The 19,472-nt window shown below is 41.9% G+C and carries 21 protein-coding genes; 6 read left to right on the plus strand and 15 right to left on the minus strand.

Annotated elements, in window-relative coordinates:
• Positions 1–101: 101 nt before the first annotated feature.
• From NQ095_RS18795 to NQ095_RS18805, 3 genes are all read right to left on the minus strand, one after another.
• Positions 102–773, minus strand: coding sequence for an RHS repeat-associated core domain-containing protein (locus tag NQ095_RS18795; RefSeq protein WP_258264970.1), 672 nt, complete (start codon positions 771–773; stop codon positions 102–104).
• A complete protein-coding gene (locus NQ095_RS18800) occupies positions 748–1,107 on the minus strand; it encodes a hypothetical protein (RefSeq protein WP_258264971.1) in 360 nt (119 codons plus the stop codon). The genes NQ095_RS18795 and NQ095_RS18800 overlap by 26 nt, the downstream gene beginning before the upstream one ends.
• Positions 1,108–1,248: 141 nt before the next feature.
• Complete coding sequence (locus NQ095_RS18805; protein WP_258264972.1) at positions 1,249–1,392, minus strand: hypothetical protein; 144 nt, start codon at positions 1,390–1,392, stop codon at positions 1,249–1,251.
• Between the two features lie 184 nt (positions 1,393–1,576).
• On the opposite strand from NQ095_RS18805, the gene NQ095_RS18810 reads away from it, so the two are divergent.
• Positions 1,577–2,503 (plus strand): helix-turn-helix domain-containing protein, encoded by a 927-nt coding sequence (locus tag NQ095_RS18810; protein ID WP_258264973.1) that lies wholly within the window; start codon positions 1,577–1,579, stop codon positions 2,501–2,503.
• A gap of 55 nt (positions 2,504–2,558) precedes the next feature.
• Here the strand turns inward: NQ095_RS18810 and NQ095_RS22530 are convergent, their stop codons facing one another.
• From NQ095_RS22530 to NQ095_RS18835, 5 genes are all read right to left on the minus strand, one after another.
• Positions 2,559–2,933, minus strand: coding sequence for a hypothetical protein (locus NQ095_RS22530; RefSeq protein ID WP_309137672.1), 375 nt, complete (start codon positions 2,931–2,933; stop codon positions 2,559–2,561).
• Between the two features lie 73 nt (positions 2,934–3,006).
• Positions 3,007–3,786, minus strand: coding sequence for a hypothetical protein (locus tag NQ095_RS18820; protein WP_258264974.1), 780 nt, complete (start codon positions 3,784–3,786; stop codon positions 3,007–3,009).
• A gap of 43 nt (positions 3,787–3,829) precedes the next feature.
• The gene (locus tag NQ095_RS18825; protein WP_258264975.1) at positions 3,830–5,098 is read right to left on the minus strand and encodes an HlyD family secretion protein; all 1,269 of its coding nucleotides are present in this window, start codon (positions 5,096–5,098) and stop codon (positions 3,830–3,832) included.
• A complete protein-coding gene (locus NQ095_RS18830; RefSeq protein WP_258264976.1) occupies positions 5,085–5,561 on the minus strand; it encodes an AraC family transcriptional regulator in 477 nt (158 codons plus the stop codon). Before NQ095_RS18830 ends, NQ095_RS18825 begins: the two co-directional genes overlap by 14 nt.
• Positions 5,554–7,770: a peptidase domain-containing ABC transporter gene (locus tag NQ095_RS18835; protein ID WP_375162864.1), complete on the minus strand. Its 2,217-nt coding sequence runs from the start codon at positions 7,768–7,770 to the stop codon at positions 5,554–5,556. The genes NQ095_RS18830 and NQ095_RS18835 overlap by 8 nt, the downstream gene beginning before the upstream one ends.
• 484 nt (positions 7,771–8,254) lie before the next feature.
• Between NQ095_RS18835 and NQ095_RS18840 the strand changes: the two genes are divergently transcribed.
• From NQ095_RS18840 to NQ095_RS18850, 3 genes are all read left to right on the plus strand, one after another.
• Positions 8,255–8,911: a DUF4396 domain-containing protein gene (locus NQ095_RS18840; RefSeq protein WP_258264978.1), complete on the plus strand. Its 657-nt coding sequence runs from the start codon at positions 8,255–8,257 to the stop codon at positions 8,909–8,911.
• Between the two features lie 189 nt (positions 8,912–9,100).
• Positions 9,101–10,267: a 3-phenylpropionate MFS transporter gene (locus NQ095_RS18845; RefSeq protein ID WP_258264979.1), complete on the plus strand. Its 1,167-nt coding sequence runs from the start codon at positions 9,101–9,103 to the stop codon at positions 10,265–10,267.
• Between the two features lie 323 nt (positions 10,268–10,590).
• Positions 10,591–11,106, plus strand: a complete 516-nt coding sequence (locus NQ095_RS18850) for a YcxB family protein (protein WP_258264980.1) — start codon at positions 10,591–10,593, stop codon at positions 11,104–11,106.
• A gap of 76 nt (positions 11,107–11,182) precedes the next feature.
• On the opposite strand, the gene NQ095_RS18855 is transcribed toward NQ095_RS18850, so the two are convergent.
• From NQ095_RS18855 to NQ095_RS18875, 5 genes are all read right to left on the minus strand, one after another.
• The gene (locus NQ095_RS18855) at positions 11,183–11,956 is read right to left on the minus strand and encodes a transposase (protein WP_258264981.1); all 774 of its coding nucleotides are present in this window, start codon (positions 11,954–11,956) and stop codon (positions 11,183–11,185) included.
• Between the two features lie 217 nt (positions 11,957–12,173).
• Positions 12,174–13,685, minus strand: a complete 1,512-nt coding sequence (locus tag NQ095_RS18860) for a tripartite tricarboxylate transporter permease (RefSeq protein WP_258264982.1) — start codon at positions 13,683–13,685, stop codon at positions 12,174–12,176.
• Positions 13,686–13,697: 12 nt separating this feature from the next.
• The gene (locus NQ095_RS18865; RefSeq protein ID WP_258264983.1) at positions 13,698–14,165 is read right to left on the minus strand and encodes a tripartite tricarboxylate transporter TctB family protein; all 468 of its coding nucleotides are present in this window, start codon (positions 14,163–14,165) and stop codon (positions 13,698–13,700) included.
• A 43-nt stretch (positions 14,166–14,208) separates the two neighbouring features.
• Positions 14,209–15,195: a Bug family tripartite tricarboxylate transporter substrate binding protein gene (locus tag NQ095_RS18870; RefSeq protein ID WP_258264984.1), complete on the minus strand. Its 987-nt coding sequence runs from the start codon at positions 15,193–15,195 to the stop codon at positions 14,209–14,211.
• A 45-nt stretch (positions 15,196–15,240) separates the two neighbouring features.
• Entirely contained in the window at positions 15,241–16,395 is a 1,155-nt protein-coding gene (locus tag NQ095_RS18875; RefSeq protein ID WP_258264985.1) for a 2-methylaconitate cis-trans isomerase PrpF family protein, read from the minus strand.
• Positions 16,396–16,556: 161 nt separating this feature from the next.
• Between NQ095_RS18875 and NQ095_RS18880 the strand changes: the two genes are divergently transcribed.
• Entirely contained in the window at positions 16,557–17,456 is a 900-nt protein-coding gene (locus NQ095_RS18880; RefSeq protein WP_258264986.1) for a LysR family transcriptional regulator, read from the plus strand.
• A 93-nt stretch (positions 17,457–17,549) separates the two neighbouring features.
• Here the strand turns inward: NQ095_RS18880 and NQ095_RS18885 are convergent, their stop codons facing one another.
• Positions 17,550–17,678: a hypothetical protein gene (locus NQ095_RS18885; protein ID WP_258264987.1), complete on the minus strand. Its 129-nt coding sequence runs from the start codon at positions 17,676–17,678 to the stop codon at positions 17,550–17,552.
• A gap of 15 nt (positions 17,679–17,693) precedes the next feature.
• Complete coding sequence (locus tag NQ095_RS18890; protein WP_258264988.1) at positions 17,694–18,587, minus strand: LysR family transcriptional regulator; 894 nt, start codon at positions 18,585–18,587, stop codon at positions 17,694–17,696.
• A gap of 111 nt (positions 18,588–18,698) precedes the next feature.
• Between NQ095_RS18890 and NQ095_RS18895 the strand changes: the two genes are divergently transcribed.
• A complete protein-coding gene (locus NQ095_RS18895) occupies positions 18,699–19,445 on the plus strand; it encodes an SDR family NAD(P)-dependent oxidoreductase (RefSeq protein WP_258264989.1) in 747 nt (248 codons plus the stop codon).
• The last annotated feature ends 27 nt before the right edge of the window (positions 19,446–19,472 follow it).

A 19,472-nucleotide genomic window follows, 5' to 3' on the forward strand; every position in this document is an offset into this window, starting at 1 on the left:
GCTTTATCTTTACCCTTAGAAAAAAACTGCAAGTCTAACTTTAATAATTTTTCCTGGGTACTCTTCAGAGTATTATTCACTGTACTAGCTACTCTGCTACTCTAAATGATCGAAATTCCTGAACCCACGCCTTTGATTATTGTACCTGGTCCAAATAGCAACTCATCTCTTGCAATTGGTACGTTTGAATAGTCGGTCTTCTTAATTGTCGCGTAGGAACGGCTTTTTCCAGTAGATGGTTTATTTCTATTATTGTTACTCGGAGTACTTCTATGCCCGGTACTTGGCTGACTCGGAGCCGCAATGTATTTCCCAATAGGCAATATTTTATTCCCATCCGGATCTACATCATAATGCCCCGTCGGATCAACATAATTAATCGGGTTATTGCTCGTATACGTATACAGATGCTGTGTCCACGGGTCAAATGCGTTCCCGGAATACGTATCTTGAGAAATGAACCGCCCTGTGTCAGAACTGTAGTATCGGGCGTTCATATAATGAAGGCCGGTGGAGCTATCCTGGATGGCACCGGTAAATTTCACTTCATTATGGAATGTCTTGTCGCCGACTTCCTTGATGTTTCCGAAGTCATCATAGTCGTATCCTTTGACCCGATTGGCGTCGGAGTCGACGACGTTGGTGACGCTACCCCTCATGTCGTAGTGATAGAAGAAGTATTGATTTTCATAGTTTCCGTCAAATCGCTTGGACGCTACGATTTCACCATCCGGGTTCAGCACATTTTTATGTGATCTTTCGATTGTTTTCATCGGCAGTGTACAGAAGGGCGTGTTCAACGTACACATAATTGGTGATGGTCCCGTCTGTGTCCCGGCGGATCCGCTGTCCGTGCCCATTATACCAGTTCTTCACTCTGGAAGTGTCTTTCCCGGGGGTCAGTGTTTCCACTTGAGCTAATTGGTTGGCATCATCGTACGTATAGTTCGTCGTCACATCTTTCAAGACGCCGTCTATTTGCTTTTTCATGACTTCTTTTTGTTGATTTATACGCTGGTCGTATACGTACGAGGCGTGAGGTAAACCGTTCTTCGTCGTGTTTTCCAGCTGATTGAACTGATTGTAGGAATAGAAATAACTCCCCATATTATTCAGGGGCTGTACAATTTAAATAATACGATGAATATTGAACTCAACCCAGCATTCGATTATCTGACCCCCTGGTTATGGGTTAAAATAGAAAAAGTCTTGAGGTATTTACACCACTCAAGACTTCCCCTTCGTTATTTAATGCATAGGACCTATATCGCGTTCATCCGAAAGTGAAACAATATCCGGCAGATGGGAAACACCTTTTTTAAACGGGATATGATGTAGACCTCCAATGCTGATTGTAAGCAATAATAAGCATTTAATCATTTTAGTCTTCATGTTTTGTTCCTCCTAAATATTTCAAATCTACATTACTATAGCAGAGTGTCTAAATTCCTGTTTTTCTCATAATATATGGTTTTAACACTTTATCTAGTCATATAGTCTTTTATTATCAAGGATTTTATAATAGTATAAAAATAATTATATTAATTGGAATTTTAAGGAATGGTGTTGATCATGAATGGAAGAGTTTAGAAAGAATTTAGGGGATAAGATTCAGATGCTGCGCAAAAACTCTTTTCTATCCCAAAAGAAGCTTGGGGAAGGCATTTGTACACAGGCCTTTATCAGTCAGATTGAACAAGGAAAGATTGCCGTTTCAGCTGAAGTGCTTTATCAGTTATCCATCAAGCTTGGCGTAGACACGAATTACTTCTTTGAACAAACAGATTCTCAAAGAAATGACTATATTGAGGAAGTCATCACTCTTTCCAGGAGATACATACATCGTCGTGAATATAATAAATTGGCTGAGCTAATTAAAACAGAAGAGAACAGCCCATTATTAAAACAACAGAAATACCGTCAGTTTATTTGTTGGAACAAATCCATCATCTACCTTCATGTAGAAAAAGACCCACATGCGGCACTAAGTTTAATAGACGAAGCATTAGAGATGAAAGAAACATCCTCCAACACATACTCCTTAAGGGAAATCGAAATATTAATTACAAAGGGGAATATTCTAATCGAGCTTAACGAAATCAAACAAGCCATCACGATATTCGAGACAGCAAAGATGTATATCCATTCATCTATTCCGCTTTCCTCACCAAGCGTTTACATTCGCTTGTTCTTTAACTTATCAAGAGCCTATTATTCAGATGAACAATATGAGGAATCATTGCAAACCTCCTCACAAGGTGTTTCCTATTGCAAACAGCAAAAGTCGACTTATGGGCTTGGGGAATTATTTTATCAACAAGCCATGTGCCTTGAAAAACTGAATGAATTTTCACAGGCTGCAGAAAAATACCTGATGTCAAAGTTGATTTTTAAATTAAATGGGGACAATCATTTATCGGTTACTGCGGAACAATCCTATAACGATCTGCTCCTTAATAATGAGGAGTTGGATGAAGAACATGATATTTTCCGTTTATTATAGACTCATACATAGAAAAGGGAGAACCTCCATTTGAAGGTTCTCCCTTTTCACTAGATTAAGCCCAAGAGGCTTTACCGATATATGTTCTCGTTCCGAAATTGAATGGGTCCCATGACCACGCAATGGAAAGCCCTCTACCAGAAAGTGCTCCCTTCCCGATACCATAAGCAACCTTAGAAACAAATCCAGTTCCATATCCAGCTGCAGTTCCGATGATCCATCCCATCGGTCCTCCGACACCCTTTGCATAGCGGATTACTTTAGAAATGACCGCAGCCCCAGTCGCTCCGGCAATAAGGGCACCTGGAGAGAGGGCGATACTGGCAGCGATACCTCTACATTGGCTGGCGGATAAATACGCACCTCCGTCCAGGTATTGCATTTCCTCTTGCTCTAACTCTACATACTTTTGTGGTAATACTAATTCCACGATAATTCCTCCTCATTCTTTTCATTTATTTATATAAAGTACCGAAGTACAGTATACCGTCTGTATATCAATCCTAAGCGGAGTGATGGTAGTTCTCCTTGGCCACACGATGAATATAATTTTTTATCGTTAATAGACTGACGCTTCCAATCAGAAGAGCAGAAAGGTTAGGGAAAAACCAAAACCAAATAATAGAAATGGCATAGCAGCCATAATAAGCTGAAACCGCAAATACCGTTTCCTTTTTTGAGATTAAATCGCTTTTTGAAAATTCGTTTGTCAGTTCTTTTAACGGCTTAACGGAAAGTAGTAATATAATCATGACAACTGCCGTAAACAGAAATAAATCCTCTGCAATAAAGACTGCAATACAATAGGCATAAAAGAAATAATCAAGGCGATTCACTACTTTCATCAATGGCGTACCCTTCAATGAATCTCCCATTCTCAGAAATTGTCTTAGTTCTCCTGAGTAATCAAAATCTTTCTTTAGAAGGGAATCTTTCATTTTATACATGAGTATGTTGGTGATAATAAAAAAGGCAACCATCATACTAATCAGTAAAACAAGGCTGTCGGTTTTTTCATATAATGAATGCCCAAGCGGCAGATACAGGACGACATTTAATAGAAGAAGGAATACAATGGCATAGGCGTATTTCTTCTCTGTAGAAAAGGCTTTATTGAATGTTACCACTGAGAGGACAGCCGTTATTCCAATAAATAACCCGAGAGAGGTTAACGTGAATAGTACTTTCACCAAATTAGAATCAGTAGAGTGGTTGGGTATCAAACAGATGTAAACAAGTAAACTAATATAAAAGACGATGTGCAGTTTTGACAGGATTTTCATAAGATCCTTCCTTTCTGAGTAGTATGGATATTGACCGACTCGTTTACAGCCTTTTAAAATTCAACATCTTGAAGATCCAATCAGAATAAGTCTCTTTTTTATAAATAACCTTGGCTTCCACAGGCATGGAGTGAATGATCTTCACTTCATTGCCGTCACGTGCTTCAAGCTCTGTTTTCTTAAGCGAAATGACACATTTATAGAACACCAGATTTCCTTCACTCGTCTCCTGCGTCAATGTACCGGTATCTATGGAAGATATTTCACCTTCAACCGTTCCATATTTCTGTATGTTGACACCCTGTATCGAAAGCTTTACTGTATCCCCGACATTAATCATGGAAATATCACGGGAGTCAATAAACGCTTCAACCTGAAGTTCATCGGTTCCGTCGGATACTTGGGCGATGACCTGGTTTGCCTGAATGGTCATTCCAAGTTTCATTGGAACTAAGTAATGTACCACCCCATTCTTGTTAGACGTGATGGTTAATGCAGATTCCTGACCCGAATAAAGTGCTATCTGCGCTTTTAATTCAACGAGCTTTGATTGAATGGATGCTCGTGCAGAACCGAGTTCACTCTTTAACTGGGACAAAACCTGCTTAGACTGCGAAGCTGGATTCTTTTTTTGCTGCTCAAACTGATTAATTTCTTCCGTGATCCCCTCTATTTCGCTTTCCTTCGCCTCAATTTTCCCTTTCAGTTCATCAGCGGTAAAGACATCACTTTCTGGATCCGTTTTTCTCAGATCTTGCTTTAAAAGGTCGAGCTCACCAAGAAGTTCATCTTTCTTTTGGTTCTTTTTCTCTATTTGACTGTTTAAACTGGATTTTTCAAATTGGTCTGTACGGATTTGAAGCAAGAAATATTCAATCTTACCATAATATTCTTGTTCTACTCCTGAATCCTTCATGAGATTCTTCTCTTCATCCAAAGATTGTTCAAATCGGTCGAGAACCTTCTTTTTGTCATTTAATTCATCCAGTTGGGATTGAAGTGCCTTCTGTTGCAACCCTTCCTGGCCGCTTGATATCGTAAAGAGAACTTCCCCTTTAGAAACGGCCTCCCCTTCCTCTTTATTGATGTTTACGATCTGCCCATTTAATTGAGTCGAAATGAACTGATCATCTTTGGATATCACTGTGCCTTCTGCCTTTACAAAGTAAGGTTTAACCAGCACCGTTGAGATATAGGTGGTGAAGACAAGTACTCCCAGCGTAAAGAGAATAAAAATCTTTAAGAAATTAGGAGGAGTCTTATCAAAAAAAATTCTGGAATCCTTCAAATCGCTTTTACTATAAAGTTGCATGCTGGAGCACCGGCCTGAATATGTCCACAATAATTTCTTCCTGAGAATTTGAGACAAACACATTATAAATCTCGCCATTTGAATCCAGATCATTTTCGAATAAGAATAGTTCCATTTTCGAATGGGCGAAAGGCAGATGTTCAGGTTTTCCTGCATACCGAACATATAGACAATGGTCACAATGGTATTCACTCTTCACCTTGAACTTATCTTTATACTGTAAATAGTCATGAGCCTGAATCATGACATCATAGTCATACTTGACAGTTCCATCCTGCTGTATATTCGATCCCACCATTCTGGTAATCAGGGGACCGAACATCTGGACATTTAATACTTGGGTATAGTTAACGAATTTCTGAACATGCCCTTCCAATTGATCCAACTCAATATTTCGAATTTCAAATATGATGACATTTTTCAATCGTAATCTTTTGTTTTCCTTCACTTCTAATTTAGACATACTCCATTTCCTCCTGATTTAGAATGTTTACAGTGGGAGTTGCGTTCCGGCCATGCTGTAATCGGAATAGTTCAGCATACCTGCCATTCAGAGCCATTAACTCTTCGTGTGTCCCTTTCTCGAGAATCTCACCCTTTTCAATGAAACAAATGACATCACACTCAACAATGGTCGACAAACGGTGGGCAATGATCATGACCGTTTTATCCCGGGTTTCTCCGAAAAGTAATTCTTGTATTTTCTGTTCACTAAACGAATCCAAATTTGATGTTGCCTCATCAAAGATATAGAGGTCGGGATTAGAGAGCAGGGCTCTGGCAATGGCCAGCCTTTGCCTCTCTCCCCCGGAGAAATTGCTGCCTGACTCCTCAACGAATGTCCCATATCTATTTTGAAGTTTTTCAATAAATGGATGAGCACCGGACTTTTTACAGGCTGATACCATTTCCTCGTAGGTTGCATGTGTATTACCAACCTTGAGATTATCCAGTATGGTACCTGTGAAAAGCTCAATATTTTGCGGAATATAGGCTATTTTCCTTCGTAGATAATGTTGATCAATATCCTCGATATCATAATGATTGATAGAAATTTTTCCTTCATTGGCACTCATGAACTTTAACAATAAGCGGGTGATTGTACTTTTCCCTGCACCGCTCTCACCAACAAACGCAACTCGGGAGCCTGCCGGAATATTCAGGGTGAAGTTATTTATGACAGGAGCCCTCGACCCGTAAGCAAAGGTGATGTCCCGAAAGGCAATCTCCCCTTTGAGATCAATATCTTTAATGGAATCTTTCTTATGATCTTCACGATCCAGGGTCATAAGCTCACTTAGCCTTTTCATGGCAATTTGAGCTTCCTGGAAAGTCAATTGAAGAGATACCAGGTTTTGAACCGGTTCAGTGAAATATGAACTGAGTGTTTGAAAGACCAATAAATCCCCAATCGTCATATTCCCGTCCATGATACTGACGGCACCGATGGCCATAAACACTAAATTTCCCAATGAGCCGATAAAGTTTGAAACCGATCCCTGAACGTTACTGATCACACCTTCCCGGTAATCGATCTTCAATGAATGGACAAATTTCTCTTCAAGTTTATGTATTTTTGCTTTCTCATCATTTTGTGATTTGACCGTTTCGATATTTTTTATGGATTCTATAAGATGGGAGTTGAGGACTGCACCTGCTTCCATTTGTTCATAGTTTAATTTTTTGTAGGGCCTTTTAAAAAAGTAAATTAAGAGAATATTAATGACGACCATAATCACCAAGATGCCGAATAATGTGGGATTGATTTTCCATAAGACAAACCCTGTTATAGAAGCTAACATGACGTCCATCACTAAAGATATGGACACAGTAGTGAAAATATCCTTAATGGTCATGGCATCCTGAAAACGGGTGATGATGTCCCCTACCTTACGGTTAACAAAGAACTGGTAAGGGAGGTGTATAATATGATTGTAGTAACCCAGCAGAAGCGGGATATCCACCTTACGCGATAAATACAATAAAATATGCTGTCGAAAAGCCGTCAACACATTTTGGAATAACGTGACTAAACCAAATACCAGTAAAAAAATATAAAGGCTGTTCTTTAATTGATAAGGAATAATCTCATCCATCAGGACTTTCGGAAACAGACTTAATAGAATTCCTATTGCACTCAACATGAATGAGGCAAGGATGATTAACCCCAATAATTTTCTTTGAGAAAGAATAAGAACTTTAAATAAATCAAACATCCCTGTATTTTTGTAAGAGATCTTCTCAAAGTCACTATTAGGAACCATTAAGATAAGGACCCCTGTGAATAACTTTTCAAAGTCCTCAAACCCAAGTTTCTTTAATCCCCTGTCAGGATCCGCAACCAAGAAAATATCATTTCTGGTTAGTTTATGTATCACCACAAAGTGGTTAAGCCCTTCTTCCGTCTTGATCTGCGCGATTGCAGGAAACGTCATATCTCTCGTGATTTCAAAAGCGGTCGTTCGGATTGCTTTCACATTGAAGTGAAGTCTCTCCAATCCATCCACTATTCCTTTCACACTGGTTCCATAGGCATCAGTCCCAATGATTTCCCTGATTTTCATGATGGAATATTCACTTTTATATGATTGCAAAACGGTCGAAATGGCGGCGGCCGCACAATCCGATGCATCATGCTGCATGGTACAGGGATAGGATTTAAATAAACTCAACACTCTCCACCTCAGTCAAACGGCAGCTTTTCATATACCAGCCACCTTGATAAGAACTCATGAGGATACTAAAGCACTTGCATTATTCTAAGGATGGCTCTCGTTCTAATAAGAACGCTTCCACCATTACAAGATCCTGTAATCACCTCTCTGTAACACTATAACAACATGACAAATTCCCTGTAATTTCGATGAGAAGGAACTGGTAGCATTGTCACAGGGGAACATTTCTGGATACTGGATATTAAAGAAATAGTATAAAAATAATTATATTTAATGTAAAAATATGTATTTTTTACATGACTGGCGTCTCTATTCCGGGGGATGGTTCTTCTGCTTTAAATATTCACCTTTTCAGAGAGTAGACTAAATTAAAATGAAAGAAGAGAATCGCCCCTAAAATTCAAAAATCACTTGAAGATTACATAAATCCTTCAACGGGTATATTGTCTTGTAGACCATATAACTAAGAAAGGATGATTCTGTGCTAACAACGATTTCGTGGATTTTTCTTGGGATTGGACTGCTGTCTTCCCTCATCATATTAGTGGATGTGGTGAAACATCCCCAGAAGATGAAAATCATGAATATAGTGTGGCCGATCAACGGGTGGTTCTTCGGACCGATTGCTCTGTGGACGTACTTTAAGTGGGGTCGGGTGAAAGCGAAGAATCTAGAGAAGGAAGACAACCGCGGTCATGGTGCCAAAGTGTTCGTCTCCACCAGTCACTGCTCGGCAGGCTGCTCCTTCGGTGATGCGGTCGGTGTTCCGATCGTCGCCGTGACAGGTCTCACCATTGCCGGTTCTACGTTATTTGCTCATTATACTGTGGAATTTATACTCGCTTATTTATTCGGCGTCATCTTTCAATTCTACTCCATTTATCCGATGAACAAGGAAGATGGGAAACTCAACGCCTTCAAACAGGCAATCAAAGCCGATTCCCTTTCCCTGATCGCCTTTGAAGTGGGAATGTTCGGATGGATGGCTATTGTCCATTATCTGCTCTTCACTGAGCCGCCGAAGCCGACAGAACCCTCGTATTGGTTCATGATGCAGATTGCCATGATATTAGGATTTCTGACCAGTTATCCTGCGAATAAGTGGTTGATTAAGAAAGGATTGAAGGAAGCGATGTAGGAGCATGGGGACGGTTCTTCTGCTTCCGTCCCCATCTTTAGAATACCCTCAAAAAGAAGCAAGAGAACCGTCCCCTTGCTTCGGAAAAGATAGTCGCTAAGTTGGTTGTCATTCCGGACTGACTTCCGTATAATGTTTTGTTGTTTGTTAAACTATTTCCAACTCTACCTAAAGGGAGATCTGATAGATTTGAAGAATCAGACGTGGTTATCACTTCAGTTCTTTGCGATATTTTTTACATGGGGGATTTTCATTCCTTACTGGACAGCGTGGTTAGTGGAAAGTAAGGATTTCTCGATTTCTGCTGCAAGTACTGTCATTGCCGTCGGAATGATAGCCCGTTCGTTTTCGAGCTTTTTCGTATTTCCTAAGTTGAGCCAGACGGTTTCATTGGGACGGTTATCAAGATGGATTGTATTGATCTCAGGGGTCGCGTTGCTGATGTTTCTGCCTAGGGATTCGTTCGGGATGGTGATCGGGTGTATGGTGTTATTCAGCCTTGTGTATCCGATGCTGCTTCCGATGGTAGAAAGCATGGCGGCTGTGATGATGAAGGAAGATGGGATTGATTATGGCCGGAGCCGTTCCTGGGGATCAATCGGGTATACTACCGCACTGCTTGCGGTAGGATTTCTGACGTCGATTTTTACAGAGGGGGCCGTGATTTATCTTCTATTTGGCGGGATTGTCGTGATCTTGCTCTCTTCCCTTGCGAAGCTGCCACAGTCCATGAGCGGGACGCGTGGTCAGGAGAAGCTTTCTTACAGGAGCCTTCTGAAATCCCGTAAGTTTGTCTGGGCGATGGTGGTCGTCGTCTTGATTCAGGGAGCACATGCTTCTTATTATAATTATGGTGTTCTTTATTTGAAGGAATTAGATGTGAGTGCCGTTTATATCGGTGTCATTTTAAATGTTGCTGTTTTGTCTGAAATACTGTTCTTTGCTTTTTCCGATCGTTTGTTAAAAGGGAAGAGCATCTCTGTCATGTTCATTATAGCAGCAGGGGCTGCTGTGACGCGTTGGACTTTGTTGTTCCTATTCCCCAGCACCCCTGTCTTCATCTTTACCCAACTTTTCCACTCTCTAACCTTCGGATTGACGCATTATGCATTTATGCGGTTGATTTATGAAGAATTGGAGAGCAAGGACATTCCTGCTGCTCAGGGTGTGTACACCTCCCTAGGTATGGGATTGAGTACGGCGGTACTGACGTTTATCGGTGGCTTCCTGTATGATATCTCACCTGGCATGGCGTTTATGGGAATGGCCGTTGTTGTGGCGCCTTGCGTGGTGCTTGGTGGATGGATGTATTGGAAGTATGATCGTGGGGTTGAAGGTGTGTTTAGTTATAAATAGAGAGTTGGGGAGCAGAGGGACGGTTCTTCTGCTTCCTTTAATTATTTGAAGAAGCAAGAGAACCGTTCCCGTGCTCTTCATTCACTGAGGTTTCTCACCATACCCTCCATAGGTAAACCAAGCACTCCTCAAGCATAAAAAACTTAGGTACAAATTCTTATTTTACTTTCCCACCCATAAAATGAAGCAGGGGGACGGTTCTTCCGCTTCCAATAAGCCCTAAAAAAGAAGCAAGAGAACCGTCCCCCTGCTCCCCCTTTGCTCCCCTATAGGCTAAAAGTATGTTAATCTTTTATAAATAATATTTCCTAAGGAGGGATTTGATGATTGAAGAGGAAAAACCACAAGTCACGTTTGGTGGAGTCCTCAGTGATGAGCACTTTTTACGATATGCTAAGTATCATTACAGAAACAAGATGCCATTCATCTTCCTGGCCATCGTATTATTATATGTAGCGCTGTATCTGTTTTCAGGAGATGAAATCAATGCTTGGTTTATGATCCCTATCTTCTTTTCTTTCTTATTAACGCTCTTTGTGAGAAAAGTCATTTTAAAGAGGGTCTTGAAAGAATTTAAGAAAGAGCCTCATTATTCCAAACATTTGACTTATCATCTGATGCCGGATGGAATCACCGCCTCTTACGGAAGGTCGACTACTTATTATGAATGGACGGATATTCGAAAGGTCTACGAAAAAAAGGAGTTATTCCTGATTTATGTCACGTCATATAAAGCCATGGTGATACCAAGGGAATACTTCCACAATGACGAGGATATTGCTTTATTTAAAGAAACGGTAAGAAATTATATACCCCAAGCCGATTTGAAGAACATATAACGTGAAGCCCTCCTGTTGGAAGGCTTTTTTCTCTCTTTTCACTCTAAGAAGCAAGAGAACCGTCCCCATGCTCCCCCTAAACCTTAAAAATCAAACTCGGAGAAACCCCAAGAATTCTCGCAGCCTGTCTTTGTGACAGCCCCTGTATTCCTTTTACGTTTCGCAATATGGTATTTCTCTCTTCTCTGGACAAGCTTTTTACTTGTGGTATTTCATACGAACCGAGACACTTCATAATTTCCACTCTTGCTTCATCGTCGGTTAATCTTCTGACTGAGCTCGCGTCCAGGCATTGATCATCGTTATTTCTCTCGTTAAATTCTTTAAATTCATTTTGGGCAATGGATAGATGGGGAGAAAACATACTGAATAAATAGTGGGGGTCAAGGAGGTTTGGTGGATAGACCGTCTTCCCGTAGTACGCCAGGCAGCTGCTCCACTTCCATTCATGAGGGTGCGAAACCATTCCTGCCTTTATTGGATTCTGGTGAATATATCTGGCGACAGTCAAAAAATACATGCGGTTTTCTACATTTTCACTTTTAAACCGATCCTGAAAGAGGTGACCGGTCGTATTGTACTTGGAATTGTAATAAAAGGCGTAACTCACACCAACCCGTTTCATCACAAGGGAGATATCTTCACTTCCCTCTTTCATCAACAAGTGAACGTGATTTCCCATCAGGCACCATGCGTACATCCTAAAGCCTGATTCACTTTTATATTTCTGCAGGAGATCCAGGTATTTTATGCGATCATGATCATCGTGAAAAATTTCCTGTTTATTCGCTCCCCTCACAATGACATGATATACTCCCGTTTCGCTTTTCCTTCTTGCATGCCGGGGCATTCATTTCACCTCCTTCTATTTCAAGAATGAGCTGCTAATCAATAGTTGAATCCGAAATCAAATGGAGAGTGTTAAAGATAAGTAGATTACGCCTGTAGCGTTACATAGAGTGCATTACGAAGAATAAATCTGGGGTTAAATCTAATTTACCATAATATACTAAATACTTTCAATGGGGAAAATGGAAGCAAGAGAACCGTCCCCTTGCTCCCCCTTCCTACAACCCACCACCTGACCCTCCCATGCTTTTTTTATTTTTTAAGGTTTTTGCAATGATTGGGTAAAGCATGGCGAGTACGGCAATCAATAGAATGATTCCGGAGATCGGTTTAGTGATAAAGGAAAGATAATCCCCTTCTGTGACCAACAGGTTCCTTCTGAAGTTTTCTTCCATCATCGGTCCGAGGACCAGTCCCAGGACAAGGGATGCAGGGGAGAAATGATACTTTTTCATGAAGTAACCCAATATACCGAATACCAGCATGACCCAAACGTTGAACATCGAATTCCCGACGGCATAGGAGCCGACCATTGATAGTAAAACAATGAGGGTGCCAAGCATCGAATAAGGAAATTTCAGAATTGCAGCAAAGGCTTTGACACCCAATCGCCCTCCAATAAATACAGTGACACTTGCGATTAACATGGAGAAGAAAATGCAATAGAGCATCAGCGGTTGCTCTGTCATTAACTGAGGACCTGGCTGTAATCCTTGAAGGGCAAGAGCTGCCAGGATAATCGCCGTGGTGGGACTACCTGGGATTCCCAGTACCAGGGTCGGGATCATGGCCCCGCCGGCTGCTGCATTGTTGGCGGCTTCCGGCGCCACGACTCCTTCTTCTTCCCCTTGACCAAAGTTTTCTTTGTGTTTACTCGTGCGCATGGCTTCACCATAACTCACAATCGAGGCAATGGACCCGCCTGTTCCCGGCAAAATACCGATTACCGTGCCGATTACGGCCGATTTCAGTAATACCCACTTATGTCTTATTAACTCTACAATTTTGATCGTTTCCAATGAAACCTTGTTACTCATATTCAAATCTTTATGTTTATCGGTTACTTGATTCAATACTTCTGCAAGGGCGAACGCACCAATCATGATGGGAATCATTTCAAGCCCGTTCATCAGTTCGATATTACCGAATGTAAAGCGATTGGCCCCTACAATCGGATCCATCCCGATCATCGCAATCAGTATGCCTATCAACCCCGAGGTGATGGCTTTGATCGGTGACTTCGTTCCAATCGAAGAGATGACCGTCAGTCCAAGTACCGTTAAAGCGAAATACTCTGCACTTTGAATATTCAAGGCAACAGTAGATAACGGAGGCGCTAAAAAGAGCATAATCAGAACAGAGAAAATCCCGCCAAATGCCGATGCGCTGATCGCCAGACTAAGTGCTCTTCCTGCCTTGCCATTCTTAGTCATCGGGTAACCATCAAAGGTTGTGGCGACCGATTCAGGCGTTCCAGGTGTATTAAATAAAATAGCCGTGATGGAACCCCCGTAGGAGGAGCCCGCATAGAGCGCAACCAGTAACATAATCGAAGGAAGGATCCCCATATAATATGTAAACGGCAGCATCAGAACAATTCCCATTGAAGAACTAATGCCGGGTAGCGATCCAAAAAACACCCCGACCAGCATCCCGACAAAGACCAGAAGTAAATTCATCGGTGTCAAGGTCGTGAGCAGCCCATCCACTAATAGTTGTATATCCATCATTCTCCCCCCTCATCAATATAAGAAATAACTTAATTCTTTTATCAAACCTATTCCTCTCGGCAGAGGTACGGTCAATAGGTTTCCGAATACCAGCGTGAATGTTATCGCTACCACAATGGACGTGATGGCCATTTTCACATAATTTTTTTGACCCAGTAAGAAGAATAAAAAGAAGCAAAAAAGAATGGTAGCAAGCGTGAAGCTGATGAAATCGTTCAATACAATAAACACGATGACTCCTACTAACAGTCCGGCATATGCTAGATTAATATTTAAAGGTTCAGCCTTCTCTTTACTGGATTTCTTAATGGCTTTGAATAATGATACGATCAATAATAATAGAATGATCACAATAATGACCTGCGGAAACCCGGCCGGCCCTATTGGATCAGCCGATCGTCCTGTTGAAATGGCGAACGATTCTTTAAAAAAAAGCCCCATCACCAGTATGAGCACAACATGAAATAATACTTCTCCCATATACTCCCCTCCAAAACGGGCGGCATCTGACGCCGCCGCACGATTATTTAAGTCCCGTTTGTTTCGCTACCTTATCAAATTTCTCGTAGTCTTCTTTCATGGCCGCTTTAAATTCTTCAGGGCCCAGGAATCCTTCCCGAATATCTGTTAGCGATTCAGCATTGAACTCTTTGTATTCTTCCGTTTCATATGCTTTTTTCATTTGATCCAAGAGAACGTCTTTCACCTCTTGGGGAGTCCCCTTCTTGACCACAAATCCCCTCCAGGATCCGATTGTGACATCATAGCCTTTCTCCACAGTTGTAGGCGTGTCTTTTAACTCGTCAATCTTGGTTATACGTTCGTCATTCAATACAACCAGCGGCTTGACCTTTCCATCTTTGATGTATCCTATCGTATTGATCAGCTTGTCTAAATACACATCCACTTCGCCGCCCAGTACCGCAGCCTTTACTTCAGATCCTGAACCGTAAGGAATGAACTTCACTTTAACACCAGTGGCGTCTGCCAATGCATTCAGTGTCAAATCATCCAAACCACCGGGACTGACTCCTGCGAAGGTAACTTCTTTGTCCTTTCCTATTTTCACGAGTTCATCAAAGCTTTTAATATCACTATTCGCCGGTACTGACAGGACGTATATATCGGATTGGATCCGCGCAAGTGGCTCAAAATCATCCAGGAACTTCACACTTTCCCCCTTACCGAGTACATCTGCAATCACATGGGAAGGAGTAACCTCCAGCACCGTATATCCATCATTCGACTGCCCATGTGCATACACCATTCCCACTAAACCGCCGCTGCCATCTTTATTGACAGGCTGTAGAGGTTTTTTCATATCTTTAGACATGATTTCCGCAAATTTTCTCGCAAACGTATCACTGGCACTCCCTTCACCAAATGGAACAACTAACTCGACCGGTCTTTTGGGGTAATCCTGACTTCCTGCAGCAGATTTATTTGAGCTACAACCTGCTATGATGAGGCCTGCGAGTAAAATGACAATCAGTACAAGTTTTCTTTTCAATGTGATTCTCCCCTTTGTAAACGCTTTAATTTTTTTCGATACTTATCAACCCATCAATTCAATGGGTATCAAAGTATGTCCTTCCATGATCCTTCTTGCCGTTCTGCCGATTCCGCCTCTTACAAGCTTATAAGTAGCATTCTCTTTCCTGACGCTGACATGAACCAGGATTGTTCCGGTCGGATGGCCGATGTTGATTTCATCCTTGCCTTCTGAAACGAGTGAATGAGGAAGGGATCCGGGTATTTTGCAAGCAGTGCCGAGTCCAATGGCACCACTGACTGCAAATGCACGATGCAGGGTTCCCATTGCGATATAGCGGGCCACGATGTCTATGTTGTCACTCTTGACCACTTCCCCGTTTTCATCCGTATACTCGGTTGCTGGAGAAATAATGGCTACCTTTGGGAGAGCATGAGTTTCAGGTGTGACAACCTCCCCTTCCTGAAATAATCCAATAAGTCTGCCACATTTCACTCTGATTTCTTCTATTCTGGTTTGCACAGATGGTTTATTGATTTCTTCTGATAGCTCAATTCCTTTTAAACCAATATCAGAAGCGTGGAAGAAGACCAGAATATTTCCTACATCAATAATCGTCACATCCACCATACTCCGATCCTCAAGTTGGATGATATCCACTACATTCCCTGTCGGAAGCAAATCGCCCGTGTAGGATCCCCCGAAATCCAGGAAGTTGACCATAATGCATGATCCCGTGCCCGAAACACCGGCGATAGCGAAATCCCCCTCATAGATGACATGTCCATCCTTGACGGGTACTTCCACTTCCATCACCCGCCTGGTATTCGTATTATAAATCCGTACCCTCGTCATGCCTTCATGGATCTTTACCAGGCCCTCTTCAACAGCAAATAATCCGACAGCCGAAGCCATATTCCCACAAGTTACATTATAATCAATATTCTGACTATTTGTGCTAACCTGACCGAATGTATAATAAATATCACATCCCGCTTTCTCCGTTACCCCCACTATCGCAACCTTACTTGTAAGTGGCGTTCCCCCTCCAATGCCGTCAATCTGTCCATTTTTAGAACTTCCATAAATTTTGGTTATGACATAATCCCTGTCTTTTGGATCCTTTGGCAGATCCATATCTTTGAATATTAACCCTTTACTCGTCCCACCCCTCATTAAAACGCTTGGCAGTTTATATAATTGACCATGAAAATTCACTCTGTCATGCACCTTCTTAAAAAATTAATTGATACCATGGTATAAGAAGAGTATATTCAAGCTAGAGAAATAAATAAAATATTTATTTTTTATAATATACGATAAAAATTTTTTATATCATCTCTTAAAACCACTACTATCAACAACTCCAGGAGGCTGTCATGGATCAATTCGACTGGGATTTATTGACTTTGTTATTCGAACACAAGAATATTACCAAAGCCGCTGAAGCCTTAAGAAGCTCACAACCTGCGGTAACCTATAGACTAAAAAAGCTGGAAGAGGAATACGGCGTGAAAATTGTCTCCCGGGGCCATAGGGGCGTCGCTTTCACCCCGCAAGGTGAATACCTGGTCCAATATGCCTTGAACATGCAGAAAGAGTTCCAAAAAGTAAAAGAGCATGTCCTAAACTTTGAAAACAAGATTCAAGGAACATTAAGAATCAGTGCTTCCAGCATTTTTTCCCGGTACAAACTCCCTCCTATTCTGGGTGAATTCACGAAACAGTTTCCCTTGGTGGAATTCCATGTCAAAACCGGGTGGAGTGAAGAAGTCATCAATTCCATCTTCAAGGAACAAACACAGTTAGGAATCCTAAGGGGCAACTATAAGCTTTCTCAAGAAAAGCAATTACTCATGGAAGAAAACCTGCTCATTGTATCCAAAAAGCCGATTGATCTGAGTAATTTAGCGAACCTCCCGAGGATTTACTACAACACGGACACTTCATTAAAAACATTGATCGATAACTGGTGGACAGAAAATTATGTATCTCCCCCATCCATCACGATGAGAGTAGACAATATGGAAACGTGTAAAGAAATGGTATTAAATGGTTTGGGCTATGCTATTCTCCCGAACATATTATTGGAAGAGGATGAAGAACTTTTCAAAACCCCATGCCTAACAAAAGAAGGGGAGCACGTTAAACGGCAAACATGGTTAATTTACAAGAAAGAATACTCCAATAACGTGCTGATTAAAGCTTTTTGCGACTTCTTAAATAATTGGGATTTTAGAAAAAGCAGGTTAAAAGAAATCTCTGAAGAAAACAAATAATAGACTGATAGTTCTCTAAATTAAGTATATTAAAATAATGAAGATCAATAAATGTTATATGGCTATTTCCAACTGACATGTTGTTGATAAAATTTAAAAATCGGGGGAAACCTGGTTCCATAAAAATGGCACCAAGTATCCTCCGATTTTCATGTCGGCTACCTCTCTTAACAGGAGAAGACAGAGAAGGACGCTCCGTTTGATGATTTTTGCATCAAACATTTGTTTACCTTCCCCCTACAACTCCCTCCTCACCCTCTTCACAAACTCCTTCACCCTCCGCGAAGGAACCTTATCCTTCCTCCTGATCAACGCAAGGTGAAGCGGTTCACTCCCCGCCCCTTCAATCTCCACCGGAATAATCGGTTGATTCGAATAGGGCACACGGGTCCGGAACGAGTAATCCATCCCAAGGGTCACCGCCACCCCGCTTTGAACCGCCCTCTTAATCGCCTCGGTGTTATTCGTGGTAAAAAGAATATCGATTGGTCCAAATGGCGATAAGGTATCGTGGGCAAATTGTTTAATATAGTCGTCGTTATACAGAACGAAAGTCTCCCCAATAAGCTGCTGTGGCGTGAGTTGGTCGAATGCGGCCAACGGGGAATGTTCGTGAACACCCGCCACCATTTTTCCCTCCAGGAGCTCTTCTGCCATCAGTTCATGATGTTGAACAGCGAACGTTTCAGCGGTTAAAATCAGTCCGATATCCAGTTCGTTATTCTCCACACCTTCAACAATTTTCACCGGCCCCATTTCGTGGATCTCCACCTTCACGTTCGGATAATCGGTTTTATATGCCGATACCATATCAATCAGAAGGTTGATGGGACCTGGGATCATGCCGATTTTTAGTTCACCCGTCAGCGTGTCCGAGCACCGGTTCGCTTCTTCCTTCAGTTCGCCAATCGCCGCCAGTACTTTTTCCGCTTTCTCGATGATATTCTTACCCTCTGCTGTCAACGCAGTACCTTGTCGATTACGGATGAAAATCTGTACTCCCAGTTCCTGTTCCAGCTTGCTGATGGACTGACTCACTGCTGACACGCTCACATGCAAATGATCCGCCGCCTTCGTAAGCACCCCTGCCCTTGCCACCTCTGCTAGATGCTCCAATTGTTCAATATTCAAGGTCCGTCCCTCCTTAAGTTTTGCTTAACTAAATGTTAGTTTTATTAAATTATAATAAATTTATGTGAGTGTTAAAATTAATTTAGATGTAAAAATAAGGAGGAAATAAACATGACGAAAAGAGTAGCGGTCATTACAGGCGGGGCAAGCGGAATCGGAAGAGAAACGTGTTTGAAGTTTGCCCGTAAAGGAGACCGGGTTGTCGTTGCGGACTTCAATGAGGAATTGGGAAATGAGACGGTTGAGATGATCCGCTCCAACGGCGGTGAAGCCATCTTCATCAAAACGGACGTGTCCAACCACGAAGACGTAACCAGCTTAGTCGAGAAAACCGTCGAAGAATACGGAAGAATCGATATCATGTTTAACAATGCGGGAATCGGGTCACCCACACCAGTACTCGACATGAACATGGACGCTTATCATAAAATTATCGATATCAACCAGCATGGTGTCGCATACGGCATCATCGCAGCGGCTAAAAAGATGAAAGAACTGAACATCAAAGGTGTGATCATCAACACAACTTCCGTCTTCGGAGTTCTAGCATCACCGAACACCTTCGCTTACCACGCCACAAAAGGAGCCGTCAACATGATGACCAAATCAGCGGCACTGGAGCTGGCTCCATACGGAATCCGGGTAGTCGGCATCGCTCCGGGAGTCGTGGACACCCCGATCATCCAAGGCTATAAAGACCACGGCATCATTGACTCCATGAAAGCAAAAGTCATGGGGAACAAACTAACCCAGCCAAAGCAGTTGGCCAATGCCGTATATCTACTCTCATTGGAAGAAGCAGATGCCATCAACGGCAGCGTTGTAATGGCGGATGAGGGGTATGCGTCGTTTAAATAAGAAGCAGGGGGACGGTTCTTCTGCTTC

The sequence above is a fragment of the Rossellomorea sp. SC111 genome, assembly GCF_024733565.1.
GTDB lineage: Bacteria > Bacillota > Bacilli > Bacillales > Bacillaceae_B > Rossellomorea.